Source organism: Candidatus Zixiibacteriota bacterium (assembly GCA_014728145.1).
In the GTDB taxonomy this organism is placed as follows: domain Bacteria; phylum Zixibacteria; class MSB-5A5; order JAABVY01; family JAABVY01; genus WJMC01.
Window position 1 is genome coordinate 15,853 of the sequence record WJMC01000187.1, and the last position, 14,908, is coordinate 30,760.

Here is a 14,908-nt window from a genome sequence, read left to right on the forward strand (position 1 = left end):
AATATACTTGCATATATCCCCAAGGGAGGAAGTCCAATGGCGATAGAAGGTTTAAAAGATGTTCTGGCTGATCTCGGGCTGGAGGAGATTAACCAGGGCGGTTCCGATGGTACCAGCTGGTTCGGTTCCGGCAAGGAATCCAAAAGCATCAGCCCGATCGATGGTTCGGTGATCGCGACTGTAAAACAGGTCACCAAAGAAGAATATGACAGGATTATCGATGCCAACCAGAAGGCGTTTGAGATCTGGCGCGAGATACCTGCTCCGAAGCGGGGTGAAATAGTGCGCCAGTTCGGCCATGCCCTGCGGGAGAAGAAAGATTCGCTGGGCAAGCTGGTGACGATCGAGATGGGCAAATCGGTTCAGGAGGGCTGGGGCGAAGTGCAGGAAATGATCGATATCTGCGATTTCGCCTGTGGCCAGTCGCGGATGCTGTACGGCAAGATGACTCACTCCGAGCGTTACCGTCATAGGATGTACGAACAGTGGCATCCGCTCGGAACGGTAGGTATCATCTCCGCTTTCAATTTCCCGGTGGCGGTCTGGTCCTGGAATCTGGCAATCGCGATGGTTTGTGGCGATGTCTGTACCTGGAAACCGGCCTCTCATGTTCCCCTGACCGCGATTGCCTGCCAGAAAATCATGATGGGGATTCTCAAGGCCAACGATCTTCCGGGTGGAATTTCGACCCTGATCATAGGGCGCGGTTCCGAGATCGGTGAGGTAATGCTCGAGGATAACAGGATGCCCCTGATCAGTTATACCGGTTCGACCAAGATCGGTCAGCATATCTCGGAAGTTGTGTCAAAACGCTTCGGGCGTACGATCCTGGAACTGGGTGGAAACAACGCCCTGATAATCACTCCCGACGCCGATCTGCAGCTGGCGGCCAAGGCGGTGCTTTTCGGCGCAGTCGGAACTGCCGGTCAGAGGTGTACCTCAACCCGGCGGGTGATAGTCGAAAAATCTATCAAAAACAACTTCATCGAACTTTTGAAATCCTATTATGAAAAAGTCACTATCGGCAATCCGCTGGATCAGAGCAACCTGATGGGTCCGATGGTGGATGCTTCCTCGACCGATGTGTATCTGGAAGCGATTGAGATCATGAAAAAGCAGGGCGGTGCCTTGCTCTGGGGAGGCGAAAAAATGGATCTTGAGGGTGGCTGTTACGTTACCCCATCTGTGGCTGAGGTCACTCCTGGCCTGGAAATCGTCAAGGAAGAGACTTTCGCCCCGCTTTTGTATATCATTGAATACGACAATCCGGTCACCAACGCGATCCGTATCCAAAACGATGTGCCCCAGGGGCTGTCATCCTCGATTTTCACTAACAATATGCTGGAAGCCGAGGAGTTTCTCTCGGCAGTCGGCTCCGATTGCGGAATCGCCAACGTCAATGTCGGCACCTCGGGAGCTGAAATCGGTCTGGCGTTCGGCGGTGAAAAAGAGACCGGCGGCGGACGTGAATCCGGCTCGGATGCCTGGAAGGAATATATGCGCCGTCAGTCCAACACGATCAACTGGTCTGGGCGCGCCGAACTGGCCCAGGGTATCAAGTTCGATTGATCGAAAGCTGGAACTGTAAAGTATGGTATAATTAAAGGAACCCCTCCTGCGTGAGGGGTTCTTTTATTCTCTAATGGGGATTTATGATGGGAATCAGGGATGATCGGTGAGCTGGCGGCATTGTTTACAGCTTTTATCTGGTCTTTGAGCTCTCTGTTTTTTACCGCCGGTGGACGGGAAATCGGTGCCCTCAATGTCAACCGGATTCGGCTCATTTTCGGGGTAATCCTTTTGGGGATAGCCCTTTTTATCACGCAGGGCTGGATTTGGCCACCGAATGTCTCCAATGATGAAATCTTCTACCTGGCGATTTCCGGTGTAATCGGCCTGGTGATCGGCGATTCATTTCTTTTTTCTGCCATGGTCATGCTGGGGACCCGGGTGACGATGCTGATATTCTCGCTGTCACCCGCAATCGCGGCGATCACAGCCTGGCTGGTGATGGACGAAACCCTGGACTTGCTCTCGATTGTCGGCATGGTGATCACTCTGGCGGGTGTGATCTGGGTCACTATCGAAAAACCGAACAGCAAGAAAATTACGAAAGTCAATATAACAGCCAAAGGAGTGATCTTCGCTTTTCTGGGCGGTGCGGGCCAGGCGATCGGAATCGTGTTTGCTAAAAAAGGGCTGGAGGCGGGGCTCGATCCGATGGCGGGTACGTTCATCCGAATGCTCGCCTCGACTATTGCGATCTGGATTATTGCAGTTCTGACCGGAAAACTTATCTCCACAATCAAGTGCTTCAAGAAACCACGGGGAATCATGTACGCCTGGGGTGGTGCAGTGACCGGACCGTTTCTGGGGGTGTGGATGTCCCTGGTGGCGGTCAAACATACTGAAGCCGGAGTAGCCATGGCGATCATGTCGATCGTCCCGGTTCTGGTGATACCCTGGGTGATAATCTTCTTTAAAGAGAAAGTCTCAATGCGGGCTGTTCTGGGGGCTGTTCTGGCTGTCTGCGGGGTGTTTATCCTGTTTCTGCATTGAGCTACCTCTGGCGGCGCTTTTTGCGGGCCAGCATCTTGGTACGGGCATACTGACGCATATCCTCGACCGTATCGAGCTCATCGACGATCTCCTCTCCCAGTAAAGTCTCGATCGCATCCTCGAGTGTAATAATGCCTTCGGTACCGCCATATTCATCGACCACCAGAAAGATATGCTCTTTACGCCGTATGAATTCCTCCAGGATCATCGCCACCGATTTGGTCTGCGGTATGACATAGATCGGCTGGGTCAGTGACTCCATAACGACATCGCGCTCACCATTGAAGTAGCTCTCGATAATCCGCGAGCGATAGACAAACCCGAGAATATTGTCGATGTCTTTGTCATAGACAAGTAACTTGGAGAAGCGGATCGGGTTATGTGTCTTGATTATATCCGCAACGGAATCATCCTTGTGAAAAGCCATCACCACCGCCCGGGGTGTGAGGACATCTTTGGCCTGAATCTTATGCAGGTGCAATAGATTGCTGAGTATGTCGATTTCTTTTTCGCGCAGAACACCTTCTGATTTTCCGAGCTGGGCCAGCATCAGGATCTCATCGCGGGTGAGGTGTCCGCCTTTGTGACGACGAGTGATCAGCGATGAGACCAAATTCAGAAACAACACGAAAGGATAACTGATTACGATCATCACCGTAATAGTATAAGCACTCAGAGGAGCGAGCTGTTTGCGGTAGACTGCTCCAATGGTTTTAGGAATGATTTCAGAGAAGACCAGAATCGCAAATGTCATCACCGCGGAAGCTATAGCGACGTATTGATCGCCGAAAACCTTTAAAGTTTGAGCGCCCACTCCAGCGGCCCCCAAAGTATGAGCGATCGTGTTCATGGTCAGGATGGCAGAAAGTGGTTTGTCGATGTTGTTTTTGAGATCGGTCATGATCACACCGCTCTTTTTGCCTTCTTCGACCAATACGCCGATATAGGCGCGCGACAGTGACAAAAGCACCGCCTCCATCAACGAGCAGATGAAAGAGACTATGATTGAAAGAAGAAAAAATGCTATCAGGGCAGTCATCGAATAATCACCACTTTCTGATATATTTCTTCGACCGGATTAGACCTAAAATAAACATGCAGACATATGGATGGCATATAATTGAATTTAAGAAAAACGCTGTGGGATTGTCAAATCAAATCTGCAATCAGACTTTTTCAAATTCAGCCCGGGCGTTGGTCTGCGAAATCACCTGCTGTTTGAGCCAGTCTTCTTTTGAAAGGCGAACATCGCAGACGATTTCGCCTTCGTCGGTAAAAAATTGATCTTTGATAAATACGCCATCGGTCGCCAACAGCCTTAGAATCAAGCCGGTCAAATTGAGCGGGAAACTGATCCTGTACCTGGCGGAAAGCAGCTTTTCGATCACTTCGGCCTTTTGAAGGGCGGACCTTGCAGAGTCGCGGTAGGCTCGCGAGAGCCCTCCCGTCCCGAGCTTGATCCCACCGAAATAGCGCGTCACCACTACCGCCAGGTTGCAAAGCTCTGCCCCGCAGATCGCATCGTAGATGGGCCGTCCGGCTGTACCTGAAGGTTCTCCGGCGTCGGAGTAACGAAATCTCCCGGGTTGATCGATAGTAAACAACCGCCACGCGTAACAGTTGTGGCTGGCATCATGAAAATGCTTCGCGGTTTCCGCGATTGTATCCTCGGCTTCGGTTTCATTGCCACAGGGGAAAACAGTGGCGATAAACCGTGAGCGCTTTATCTTCAGTTCTGTTCGGACCTGTTGTTTGACAGTCCTGTATGAATCGATCAAATTAGAGCGTTACTCTTTTTTAGCTTTGATGAACTGTTCGACAAGCCTCTCAAACCGGTTCCCGTAAATCATGTCGTATTTATCCATGTCCTCCGGAATCAGTTTCTCAGCTTCGTCTCTTGTCTGGGCGATCAGTTCACGCGCTTTTTCTTCGCTCAGATCTCCGCTTTCGATATCTTCAGCGGTTCTGTCGACCAGTTTTTTGAGTTCAGCAATTTTATCTGCTTCTGTGTTTTCCATGTTTGCTCCTAAAAGCTGTGTCTGGCTATCATATCAGCCTGACTTATATCCTCGATCGGTATGGCACCGTACTCGACCAGTCCGGGATCGATTGGTGTGTCTTTGTCACCGATCGCGAAAGTCAGTTTTCCCAGGTTCTTTGCCCGTTCGGCCGTGTCGATCGTGCCCTTCGAGTTCCTGTCGATTTCACCTAATACCAGCGAATGGGACAGTCCTACAATGATGCGGTTTCGCATAAGAAGCCTGTGGTCATCGGCTTCGGTGTCAGGAGGGTATTCCGAAATAAGAGCCCCTTTTTCAAGCAGTTCCTCGGCCAGTCGTTCATTCTCAGAGGGATATATATGGTTGAACCCACAGCCCAGTACGGCGTAGGATCGACCATCGGCCTTGATCGCTCCCAGGTGGGCCGAGGTATCTACCCCGCGTGAAAGACCGGAAACGATAACCGCGCCTGTATCCGCCAGGGCTTTGCCGTAATTGACCGAGATCGCCAGCCCCTCAGCGGTAGCATGGGAGGATCCGGCGAAGGCGATGAAAGTCTCGGACTGAAGCGGGAAGTTTCCGCGATAGTACAGCACGAACGGCGGATCGGAAGTCTCCCGCAGGAGGTCCGGGTAGTCGGGATCTAAAATAGTCATGGTATGGATTCCCGATTCGGTGTAGTCGTGAAGCTGGTCGCGGATATTTTCCAGAGAGTGTTCGAGGCTGGTAATCGTGTGCGCAATGTCTTCATCGATACCGTGGAGCTCGGTCAACTGGTAATGATCTGCGGCCAGCAGGTCCTCAAGGGTTTTGAATCTCGCCAAAAGCATCTGCACTTGCCTCGAATCCAAACCTGCATTTTCAGTCAGGCCGACTAATATTTCACGCTGATAGTCTGTCATTGCCAAAATCCCTCTATCCTGCATAAAAAGTATGCAGACAGCCTTATCTGTCAAGCGATATTAGGAAAATGAAACAGTTATAACACTGCACAAGTTCGAGCACACAGTTTTAACGACTATCGCTTGCGGGTGAAAAATTCAAAAGACTTCCGCGCTGAAGGTATAGATTTCGGTCTCGGGATCCTGGTAAGATTCGGGCGGAAGGCCGGCCTTGAGGCAGGTCTGTTGCAGAAAAGTATCCCGGTCCCAGCCGTATTCTGTTGCCACCTGAGGCAACAGCAGACCGGAATTGTAACCGAATTTTATAACCAGGCCGTGTTTACCGACTTCGATCAGGTTCAGGTCGCGAATCCTTTTTAAAGGAGTCATGACCGAGATTTCTATTTCCAGCTGATCGACTTCTTCTTCCCTGACCGGTGAGAAGCGCGGATCCTCGAAAGCGGCCGCCTGTGCCATTTCGATGACAGCTTCATAGAGAGGCCTGATACCCTCAACCAGTCCGATACATCCGCGTAACTGCCCATTCTTTTTGAGTGTAACGAATGCTCCCCGATTCTCCTTGAGCAGGTCGGAATTCAGTTTTAGCCCGGGGATTACCGTGGAATCGAAGCGAGATCGAATCGAATCGCGGGCAAGCTTTTTCAGTTGATCTTTTTCAGCGTCTGTCAGCGCCATGTCAATCTCCGTGGAGAACAGCCGCGAGGTAGCCGACCACCTCGGATCGGTCGCCGGTGATCTCACCGCTGTCGGCATAATCGGTCACAGTCGAGTGTTTGGCACCCAGCTTTTTTGCCGCGATCATGGCCGCAGTCATTGGACCACCTCCACAGGCTTCGGCCTTGCCTTCGGCTATTGTTTTGTACAGGCCCTCGGGGTCGAAGTCTTCAACTTTCTGCCTGATTAGCGAATCCTTCTCGGAAGCGATATCCGATGAATGAAAATGCGAGAGGTCGGTCGAGGCCACGATCAAAGTCGAGCTGTTTTCGAACGCCGAGGCCAGCGATTCTCCCAGAGCCGAAATAACATCCCATTCCTGCTCGCCCATAACGATCGGTACCAGCTTGAAATCGCCCAGGACAAGCTGTAAAAACGGTAGTTGTACCTCCAGCGAATGCTCCTGTCTCATCCCGCCGCCGGTGTGACCGCGGGCCGAGAGATATATCTTGGAGGGATTGATATCGGCCAGCCTGGCAGTCATATCAGTATCGATAAAAAGTTTGCCGAGCGGGGTGACATACGCCTGACCGTTGTAAATCGAACAGCCGGTGAAAAATGTCGTGTGTGATGGAGATATCACCACCACCCGATCGTACTTGAGTCCCTCGAGTTGTTTGTAAGCCGAAGCCGCCACCGGACCGGAATACATATAGCCGGCATGCGGGGCGATCACTGCCTGAATATTTCCTGAATTCACAACCTTGCCGGATTCAGCCATAAACTTTGCAATCATGCGCGAAAGGTCGACCGGGTCTCGAGGATAAAAACTTCCTGCAGTAGCCGGATAGCGTTCTTCATCTGTATGTAGATTCTGACTTGTCATGCTTCTAAGATAAGAAGTCAGAATATAAATACAACTCATATTTCAAAATCCCGGCAGAGGTGAATTAAAACTTGCCTATAACGAAATAATCGGTTAATTATTCAACAACTGCAAAATAAGGAGATTCACATGATCCTGGTGGCGGGTGCGACTGGTAAAATCGGAAGTAAGCTGGTGCCCAAACTTTTAAAAGACGGATATCAGGTCCGAGCAATCAGCCGTAATCAAGAAAACCTCAAGCAACTTATCGAACAGGGTGTCGATCCCGCGGTCGGCGACCTCCTGGATGCCGACTTTGTGCGCCAAGCCCTCAGCGGTTGCGAACAGGCTTTTTTCATCGTCCAGGGCAGTCCCTCCTCGGGACAGCATCAGGGAGAGGAAGCCCAGATGGGCAAGAATTTCGTCACCGCCGCCAAAGATGAGGGAGTTAAGCATATCGTTTTCTCAGGTTCGATGGGGGCCGAGGGGCGTTCCGGCTGCCCGATTCTGGACGCTAAGGTGATTGTCGAAAAGCAATTCGAAGAATCTGGTCTATCTGTGACTGTTTTCAGGCCGGGAAATTTCTTCGACAATATGTTTGCCTTTCTGGAGACGATATCTTCCGGTTTCTTTACACTGCCTCTCGATGGTTCAGTGAAAATCCCCCATATCGCCGCTGCGGATATAGCCGAATATGCTCGCCTGGCATTTAAACGGGGTCCACAGGGATTCGAAGTATATGACCTCGCTTATCCGGATCCGGTTTCGATGTTCGATATCGCCATGGAGGTCTCGGATAACCTCGGACGTATGATCAAGTATATGCGCATTTCCGATGAACAGTTTATCGAAGTTTTCACCGGTTTCGGAATATCATTTCAGTTCTGTGAAGATATGCTGGCCATGTTCCGCTGGTTTGAGCAGGATGATTTTCGATTTGATCCTCAAAAAGCGATCGATCAGTTCGGCCACTCTCCCATGAGCCTGCAGGATTTTATACCCGAACTGACCCGGCATATCAAGTAATCGGATTAGTCAAAGGCTTTACACGACGAAATTAATCAACTTTTTTCGAATCCTTTACCAATAAGTGTAGTATTATATATATACGGTATTTGGACGGAAACTGAAAAATATATACAGGACTTGAAAATTACAGGTATTTTTAGTATTATATATTGTCAGGTTTTTCTGGCGATGAGAGTTTGGCTGGCCTGATGGACACCGTTGATCCAGGGAAAGCTGAGTGTATGTGTAAGATTTACAAGCTGTTACTGAGGCAGTATCAGTTGATAAATTGTAAGTAAATTTGTACTTTTGGGAACCATTAAACCGGAGGAGCGGTTCTACAAGCCAGAGTCTTCTGGCTCTGGGCCGCTAAACGCTTTGAGCGATACAGACGTACAGAAGAAACAAAGGGAGTTTGAAGATACAGCCATGGATCATACTGATGCGCTGTATCGGACCGCCCTGCGGATGACGAAAAACGAAAAAGACGCGGAGGATTTGGTACAGGAAACTTTGTTAAAGGCATACCGCTTTTTTGACAGATTTGAACCTGGAACGAATATCAAGGCCTGGCTCTTTAAAATCATGATGAATATCTTCATTAATGACTATCGTCAGAAGAGCAAAAAGCCGACCTCCATGTCATATGAAGATGTTGATGATAATTATCTTTACCATCAATTGAAGTTTTCGAAAACGGATGCGGTTGATCCGGAGCAAGCGCTGTTCAACCGGATTCTCGACGATGATGTTAAAAGGGCGATTGAGGAATTACCTGATGATTTCCGGATAGTTGTTGTTTTGGCTTTCCTGGAGGAGTTCTCTTACCAGGAAATAGCAGAAATCGCCGGACTTCAGTTGGGAACAGTGAAATCGCGGTTACACCGGGGCAGAAAGTTGTTACAAAAGAGTTTATGGGATTATGCTCAGAAAAATGGTTTTCTGAAAGCAAGGGGGAAATCTGTAAAGGGTGATTAATTATGAAGTGCCGTGAAGCTTTGCAACTTTTGTACGAGTACCTCGACAGGCAACTCGGTGATGCCCAGGTGGATGAGATCAAAGAACATCTGGCAAAATGTAAAAACTGCTGTGATACTTACAATTTCGAAGAAAATCTGAACAACCTGATCCGCCAGAAATCTCGTCAGGATGTCTCCAGTGAGGTGGTCAATCTCAAATCCAAAGTTTTAGATATGATTCACAAGGAGGATCCTGAAGCGGAGCCCGGTGAAAACTCCAAATCTACAACTGATATCAAGGGAAAGTCGAAAGGCAACAACTCCCCTTTTTTTAGGTTTAAGCCTCTGATGGGAGTAGCGGCGCTATTTTTAATAGCGGTCGTCAGCCTCTATTTTTACTTTTCATCCTCAAACAAGCATTTGCAGGCCGAAGTCCTGAATCCGTTTTTGAAGAATCATGAACTGGCGTTGACCGGTGGAGCCAGTATGGACATCGCCGATTCCAATCCCGATGTTATCGCTTCAGCGCTGGCGGGAAAGATGGTTCTTCCCCGCCATGTATTCATGGCCGACAGCAACTGCTATCCGGCTATGGGCCGAGTGGATACTTCCAAAGGATGTCCCTATGCCCAGATCATCTACGATGTCTACGGCAGTGAAGTCTCTGTCTTCGTCATGAAAAAAGAGGACAATCCGGAGATGGCGAAAATGATGTCGAAGAAAAACAATGCCAACGTCAATTTCATTGAACTGGATTCGAAGTCGATGGTCGTCTGGCAGTGCGAAGCCTTCTGGTATGTCGCTATCGGTGATCTCGACCAGGACAGGTTCGAAACCTTTGTTTCACACTTTGCCTTAAACTGAATTTAATATACTCTGAGCTTTATCACAGTCTCTGGCAGTGCGGGCAGTAGTGAGTCCCCCGCTGGGCGACTGTGATTTTTTTTATCCTTACCCGGCCGCAACGAGGACAGATGTTTCCGGCGTTTTGATAGGCCTTGAGATAGGATTGAAAATTCCCCGGTTCGCTGTTGATCCCGCGAAATGAATCGAAAGTGGTTCCCATATTGGCGATAGCATGATTCAGAAGCCTGAGCATAGTGTTATGCATCTGTTTCAGTTTTCGAGGCGCGATTCTGTGGGAACGTTTTTGCGGATGAACCCGGCTTTCCCAGAGGAGTTCGTCGACATAGATGTTACCCAGTCCGGCCACCAGTGACTGATCCAGCAATAGCGGTTTGATCATCCGTTTGCGAGGGCGGATCAAATCCATGAATTCGCTTTCCGACACAGCCAGGGCGTCCCGTCCAAAATTATGCCGGTTGAAAAAGTTATCGCGGTCATCAGCAGGGATGAACCTGAAGGTGCCGAACTTGCGCACATCGCGAAATACCAGGCGCTCATCAGAATGCTTAAATTTAAACAGGACATGGTTGTGGGGATCATCGAGGTCGATTCCGGCCTGAAAAATAAATTGTCCGGTCATCCGCAGATGAATCCAGAGCAGGTTGCCGTCATCTAACCGGATGAAGATATTTTTACCGTTCCTGTCAATTGCGGTAATTTTCTGTCCGACCAGTACGGCCGGAAAATCCGGCTGGTTTTGCGCGAGGATATGGCGTGCGCTACAGGAGGTGTGTCTGATCAGTTTCCCTGCCACCGATTCACGCAGGCTCCGCACCACAGTTTCGACTTCGGGCAGTTCAGGCATAGCCATAAAAAACAGCAATCGCCGGCAAAACGCAATCAGTTATTTGAGTAAGGTATTTGACGGCAGGTTTGTTTTGAATATATTGGTTCGGCTATGGGAGTTTTCATAGAAACAATCAAGCCGGATTTGAATCCGAGTCAATGGGAAGCGGTAACCCATGAAGGTGGTCCGCTTCTGATTCTGGCTGGTGCCGGTTCAGGCAAGACTCGTGTGTTGACCTACAAAGCGGCGTACCTGATTCGCGAAGGCGGTGTCCGTCCGTATCATATCATGGCGGTTACATTCACCAATAAGGCGGCCTCCGAGATGAAGACTCGTCTCGAGACTTTGGTTGGTCCTATGGTGGCGGATATGCAGGTCTCCACCTTTCACTCGTTCTGTCTGAGGATTTTGAGGCGCTGGGGCGAACGGCTCGGGTTCGAGAAAAATTTCTCGGTTTACGATCAGGATGACAGCCTGAGTTTGATCAAACGCTGTATGGATGATCTGGATATCTCCACCAAATCCCATGCGCCCCGGGCGGTTGCCGAGTATATCAGCCGGGCCAAAGAAATACTGGTCGGACCGCAGGAATACGACAAGTCAGCCAAGGCCTATTTCAACAAAATTGTTTCACAGGTGTACGAGCTCTATCAGCTCCGTCTCAAGCAGGCCAACGCGCTCGACTTCGACGATCTCCTGTATTACAGCGCCCTGCTTTTGAAAAACAATCCCGATTTGCTGGAAAACCTCCAGAATCGCTATCGTCATATCCTCGTCGATGAATACCAGGATACCAACCATGTCCAGTTTCTGTTGGTGCGGATGTTGGCCGAAAGCCACCGCAACCTGACAGTCGTGGGCGATGACGACCAGTCGATTTATGGCTGGCGCGGGGCGGATATCACCAATATTCTAAATTTCGAAAAGAGTTTTCCAGACTGCAAAATCATCAAGCTGGAACAGAATTATCGTTCCACCAAGGTCATTCTCAAAACCGCCTCAGAAGTTGTCAGGCACAACCGCTCCCGCAAGGGTAAGACCCTCTGGACCGACGGTGATGAGGGCGAGAAAGTGAGCCTGGTAAAGACCTATTCCGACCGGGAGGAAGCCGAGATGATCGCCAACAAAATTGAGGCGGTAGTCGCTTCCGGGAGCTATAAGCGCAACCAGATTGCGATACTGTATCGCACCAACGCGCAGTCACGGGCCCTTGAAGAGAGCTTTAAAAACAGGCTGATCCCGTATACGATCGTGGGCGGTATCCGGTTCTACCAGCGCAAGGAAATCAAGGATATTCTGGCTTACCTGAACCTGCTGGTTAATCCCTTCGATCTGGTTTCTTTCCGCCGGATCATCAATTACCCCCGGCGCGGTATCGGCCCCAAGGCGGTCGCCACGATAGAGCAAAAAGCTGTCAGCGCCAGTTTGTCGCCGTTCGAGGCGGTAGTCAACTCCGATAATTTCAGCTACCTGAAAGGTACCGCCAAAAAAGGCGCGGCCCGTTTTCAGAATTTCTATCGCGAGATGATCATGGCCAAGCAGGAGAAAACGCTCGAGGAACTGGTCCGTTTGGTGATCGAGAAATGCGGTGTAATCGAGGACCTGGAGGAATCCGATCCGACCCAGGCCGAAGCCCGCAAGGAGAATATCGATGAGCTGGTGGCGGCTATCAGTGAATTTGCCCTCAACAACGAAGAAGCCAGCCTGGAAGCTTTCCTGGAAGAAATCTCGCTTTATACCGATATCGACTCCTGGGATGAGAGCCAGGACGTGATCACCCTTATGACGCTTCATTCGGCCAAGGGGCTGGAATTTCCGATGGTCTTCATCACCGGCCTGGAAGAAGGCTTGTTTCCACTCTCACGCGCGATCGAGGAACCCTCCGAACTGGAGGAGGAACGCCGGCTGTTCTATGTCGGCATTACCCGTGCCCGCAAACGTCTTGTATTGAGTTATGCACAGAAACGTATGAGATTCGGGGAGATGCTTTCGATCAAGTCACGTTTTGTCGATGAACTCCCGGAAGATTGTATTGAATTCGAGGATCTAACTTTTCCAGGTGGTTTCGAGAGCAGACAGGTCTATTCATCATCGGGTTCGAATGGCGATGACGACGAACTCCCCGATGACAGCTTCGCTCACCTTAAGACCGGTCGTATGATTATCCATCCGACCTGGGGAGAGGGAAAAATCCTCTCGCGCCAGGGTTATGCCGACAGCACTACGGTGGAAGTTCGTTTTAAATGGGGTGGAAAAAAGAAGCTGTTCGCAAAGTATGCCAACCTGAAAACCAAGAAATAGCTAATCTCCCTTACGGTTCAAGGGATAGAGCTCCTGTGCGGAAATACGTACATTTCTGGGCAGTGTATCATAGGGGCGGGCCGAAGCCATCGGACTTTCATCCTGCCATGATTTAAAGGCGGTCAAAAACCAGTCGACCCAGCGGAAGATGTCATTACGTTTGACCTCGGCACGCAGGGTTTTCATCCGGCGCCGGCGTTCACGGGAATCCATGTAGAAAGCGTCACAGATAGCATCGGCTGTTTCCTCGCGATTATAGGGGTTAACCAGAATTGCGCCTTTGCCCATCTGGTCAGCCGCCCCGGCAAACTCACTCAGGATCAGGACTCCATTGCGGTCGGTCGAAGATGCGCAGTACTCCTTGCAAACGAGGTTCATCCCATCGCGCAGGGGAGTGATCAGGGCAATATCACAGGCGCGGTAGAAACCCAGAAGCTCGGTGCGGGAGACCGCACGATACATGTATTGAATCGGCTGCCATCCAAATTTTGAGAAACGTCCGTTAATACGCCCCACCATACTATCGAGATCTGCCTTCAGGTTGCGGTATGAACTGAGCTTTGATCTGGATGGTACGACCAACTGTAAAAGCGAGATCTTGCCGATCAGTTCAGGATACTTTTCAAGTGCCCGCTCGATCGCCAGCAACCTGTCGGGAATACCCTTGGTATAATCGAGACGATCAACTCCCAGCATCAAACTCTCTGCATGACACATATCATCCAGCTTGCGTGCCTCAACAGCCACATCCCTGGTCCGGGCATGCTGATTGAATTCGCGGAAATCGATACTGATCGGGAAATGACCGACTTTGATGGTGCGCATTCCAAAACGTATATCTGAATACCTGGCACGCGAGCGGATTTGCAGTTCCGGCATCAGTTCCTTGGCTCCGCGCAGGAAGTTTCGTCTGTCACGGTAAGTCTGAAAGCCGATCAGGTCGTATTCCAATAGTCCGCGTATGATCTCGTTTTTCCAGGGCAGACGACGTATCAAATCGGGAGAGGGAAACGGTGTATGCAGGAAAAAAGCCAGAGGCTGGTGGATATTCATCTGGCGCAGGTAGTGGGCGACCATGATCAACTGGTAATCATGAACCCAGATGAAATCTCCGCTCTGTGTGACTTCGACGATTTTCTTGGCGAACCGACGATTTATTTTGCTGTAAACTTTCCAGTCGTCAAATTCGAAATTGCAATGCCCCAGAAGATCATGGAACAACGGCCACAGCGCTTCATTGGAAAAACCCCGATAGTAACGGCGTTCTTCCTCGGGGGTAACCTTGACACCCTCGACCTGGAAATCACCATCGAGATTGTAATCGGAAAGCAGTTGTTTGACCTCATCGCTCAGTTCGCATCCGGGCCATCCGATCCAGACACCCTCGCTGGATTTCATGATCGGGTTCATAGCGGTTACTAAACCACCCGCACCCGGCTTTACCTGTTTTTCTCCCTCTTCTCCTGAAATCGACACCGGCAATCTATTTGAGACTACCAGAAGCCTCCTGTTACCATGTTTCATAATCAGTTTTTTCATCTCTTACAATTAATTATAAGCATTTAACTTACAAGAAAATAGCATTAAAATCGCACAGCTACAATACTAATTAGTTACATACAAATTGCGTAAATCCTGTACGCATTTTAGCTGTAATCATCGAACCCAATAATAAACTGTTTAATATATAAATCATAGTCAAATTTATCTCTATGGCATACTTACTTAAACATACCTGATTTATATTAAACATCCATTATCCAAAAATGTTCTGGTTTTTTTGCCTAAGTTGTTGCGAGAGCGAACTATACTAAAAAGATAATATACCCCTTTGGGGTAGCGGGATTTCAATCAGCAAAGTAAATATAATCAATTTTATACTATCTGGCAAGCGCTATTGAAGCGAGCTAAGAAATCGAGCAATTCAGCGGGAGGTTTGAGCCATAGATCGGCTGAGGTTTTCCGGA

At 49.6% G+C, this 14,908-nt stretch carries 14 protein-coding genes; 6 read left to right on the forward strand and 8 right to left on the reverse strand.

Going from position 1 to position 14,908, the window contains the following annotated elements:
- Positions 1 to 36: 36 nt before the first annotated feature.
- Positions 37 to 1,569 (forward strand): aldehyde dehydrogenase family protein, encoded by a 1,533-nt coding sequence (locus GF404_10965; protein MBD3382701.1) that lies wholly within the window; start codon positions 37 to 39, stop codon positions 1,567 to 1,569.
- Between the two features lie 99 nt (positions 1,570 to 1,668).
- Positions 1,669 to 2,559, forward strand: coding sequence for an EamA family transporter (locus GF404_10970; protein ID MBD3382702.1), 891 nt, complete (start codon positions 1,669 to 1,671; stop codon positions 2,557 to 2,559).
- A 1-nt stretch (position 2,560) separates the two neighbouring features.
- Here the strand turns inward: GF404_10970 and GF404_10975 are convergent, their stop codons facing one another.
- The 6 genes from GF404_10975 to amrB all read right to left on the reverse strand — a co-directional run bounded on the left by GF404_10975 (position 2,561) and on the right by amrB (position 7,040).
- On the reverse strand, positions 2,561 to 3,598 hold the full coding sequence (locus tag GF404_10975; GenBank protein MBD3382703.1) for a DUF21 domain-containing protein: 1,038 nt from the start codon (positions 3,596 to 3,598) through the stop codon (positions 2,561 to 2,563).
- Positions 3,599 to 3,725: 127 nt separating this feature from the next.
- Complete coding sequence (locus tag GF404_10980; GenBank protein ID MBD3382704.1) at positions 3,726 to 4,337, reverse strand: YigZ family protein; 612 nt, start codon at positions 4,335 to 4,337, stop codon at positions 3,726 to 3,728.
- A 9-nt stretch (positions 4,338 to 4,346) separates the two neighbouring features.
- A complete protein-coding gene (locus GF404_10985; GenBank protein MBD3382705.1) occupies positions 4,347 to 4,577 on the reverse strand; it encodes a hypothetical protein in 231 nt (76 codons plus the stop codon).
- Positions 4,578 to 4,585: 8 nt separating this feature from the next.
- Positions 4,586 to 5,485 (reverse strand): hypothetical protein, encoded by a 900-nt coding sequence (locus tag GF404_10990; GenBank protein ID MBD3382706.1) that lies wholly within the window; start codon positions 5,483 to 5,485, stop codon positions 4,586 to 4,588.
- A 114-nt stretch (positions 5,486 to 5,599) separates the two neighbouring features.
- The gene (amrA, locus tag GF404_10995; GenBank protein MBD3382707.1) at positions 5,600 to 6,136 is read right to left on the reverse strand and encodes an AmmeMemoRadiSam system protein A; all 537 of its coding nucleotides are present in this window, start codon (positions 6,134 to 6,136) and stop codon (positions 5,600 to 5,602) included.
- 1 nt (position 6,137) lies between these two features.
- Positions 6,138 to 7,040 (reverse strand): AmmeMemoRadiSam system protein B, encoded by a 903-nt coding sequence (gene amrB, locus GF404_11000; protein MBD3382708.1) that lies wholly within the window; start codon positions 7,038 to 7,040, stop codon positions 6,138 to 6,140.
- 90 nt (positions 7,041 to 7,130) lie between these two features.
- On the opposite strand from amrB, the gene GF404_11005 reads away from it, so the two are divergent.
- The 3 genes from GF404_11005 (at position 7,131) to GF404_11015 (ending at position 9,811) form a co-directional block, all read left to right on the forward strand.
- Positions 7,131 to 8,006, forward strand: a complete 876-nt coding sequence (locus GF404_11005) for an NAD(P)H-binding protein (GenBank protein MBD3382709.1) — start codon at positions 7,131 to 7,133, stop codon at positions 8,004 to 8,006.
- 411 nt (positions 8,007 to 8,417) lie between these two features.
- Positions 8,418 to 8,966, forward strand: a complete 549-nt coding sequence (locus GF404_11010; protein MBD3382710.1) for a sigma-70 family RNA polymerase sigma factor — start codon at positions 8,418 to 8,420, stop codon at positions 8,964 to 8,966.
- Positions 8,967 to 8,968: 2 nt separating this feature from the next.
- On the forward strand, positions 8,969 to 9,811 hold the full coding sequence (locus tag GF404_11015; protein ID MBD3382711.1) for a hypothetical protein: 843 nt from the start codon (positions 8,969 to 8,971) through the stop codon (positions 9,809 to 9,811).
- 22 nt (positions 9,812 to 9,833) lie between these two features.
- On the opposite strand, the gene mutM is transcribed toward GF404_11015, so the two are convergent.
- Positions 9,834 to 10,664, reverse strand: a complete 831-nt coding sequence (gene mutM / locus GF404_11020) for a bifunctional DNA-formamidopyrimidine glycosylase/DNA-(apurinic or apyrimidinic site) lyase (protein ID MBD3382712.1) — start codon at positions 10,662 to 10,664, stop codon at positions 9,834 to 9,836.
- An 87-nt stretch (positions 10,665 to 10,751) separates the two neighbouring features.
- On the opposite strand from mutM, the gene GF404_11025 reads away from it, so the two are divergent.
- Positions 10,752 to 12,941, forward strand: a complete 2,190-nt coding sequence (locus GF404_11025) for an AAA family ATPase (GenBank protein MBD3382713.1) — start codon at positions 10,752 to 10,754, stop codon at positions 12,939 to 12,941.
- On the opposite strand, the gene GF404_11030 is transcribed toward GF404_11025, so the two are convergent.
- Entirely contained in the window at positions 12,942 to 14,465 is a 1,524-nt protein-coding gene (locus GF404_11030) for a trehalose-6-phosphate synthase (GenBank protein MBD3382714.1), read from the reverse strand.
- Positions 14,466 to 14,908: the final 443 nt, after the last annotated feature.

What these genes read in the sequence shown, in the direction of transcription:
- GF404_10965 (MBD3382701.1), top strand. Translation starts at nt 37, where the DNA reads ATGGCGATAGAAGGTTTAAAAGATGTTCTGGCTGATCTCGGGCTGGAG.
- GF404_10970 (MBD3382702.1), top strand. Translation starts at nt 1,669, where the DNA reads ATGATCGGTGAGCTGGCGGCATTGTTTACAGCTTTTATCTGGTCTTTG.
- GF404_10975 (MBD3382703.1), bottom strand. Translation starts at nt 3,598, where the DNA reads ATGACTGCCCTGATAGCATTTTTTCTTCTTTCAATCATAGTCTCTTTC.
- GF404_10985 (MBD3382705.1), bottom strand. Translation starts at nt 4,577, where the DNA reads ATGGAAAACACAGAAGCAGATAAAATTGCTGAACTCAAAAAACTGGTC.
- GF404_10990 (MBD3382706.1), bottom strand. Translation starts at nt 5,485, where the DNA reads ATGCAGGATAGAGGGATTTTGGCAATGACAGACTATCAGCGTGAAATA.
- amrA (MBD3382707.1), bottom strand. Translation starts at nt 6,136, where the DNA reads ATGGCGCTGACAGACGCTGAAAAAGATCAACTGAAAAAGCTTGCCCGC.
- amrB (MBD3382708.1), bottom strand. Translation starts at nt 7,040, where the DNA reads ATGAGTTGTATTTATATTCTGACTTCTTATCTTAGAAGCATGACAAGT.
- GF404_11005 (MBD3382709.1), top strand. Translation starts at nt 7,131, where the DNA reads ATGATCCTGGTGGCGGGTGCGACTGGTAAAATCGGAAGTAAGCTGGTG.
- GF404_11010 (MBD3382710.1), top strand. Translation starts at nt 8,418, where the DNA reads ATGGATCATACTGATGCGCTGTATCGGACCGCCCTGCGGATGACGAAA.
- GF404_11015 (MBD3382711.1), top strand. Translation starts at nt 8,969, where the DNA reads ATGAAGTGCCGTGAAGCTTTGCAACTTTTGTACGAGTACCTCGACAGG.
- mutM (MBD3382712.1), bottom strand. Translation starts at nt 10,664, where the DNA reads ATGGCTATGCCTGAACTGCCCGAAGTCGAAACTGTGGTGCGGAGCCTG.
- GF404_11025 (MBD3382713.1), top strand. Translation starts at nt 10,752, where the DNA reads ATGGGAGTTTTCATAGAAACAATCAAGCCGGATTTGAATCCGAGTCAA.
- GF404_11030 (MBD3382714.1), bottom strand. Translation starts at nt 14,465, where the DNA reads ATGAAACATGGTAACAGGAGGCTTCTGGTAGTCTCAAATAGATTGCCG.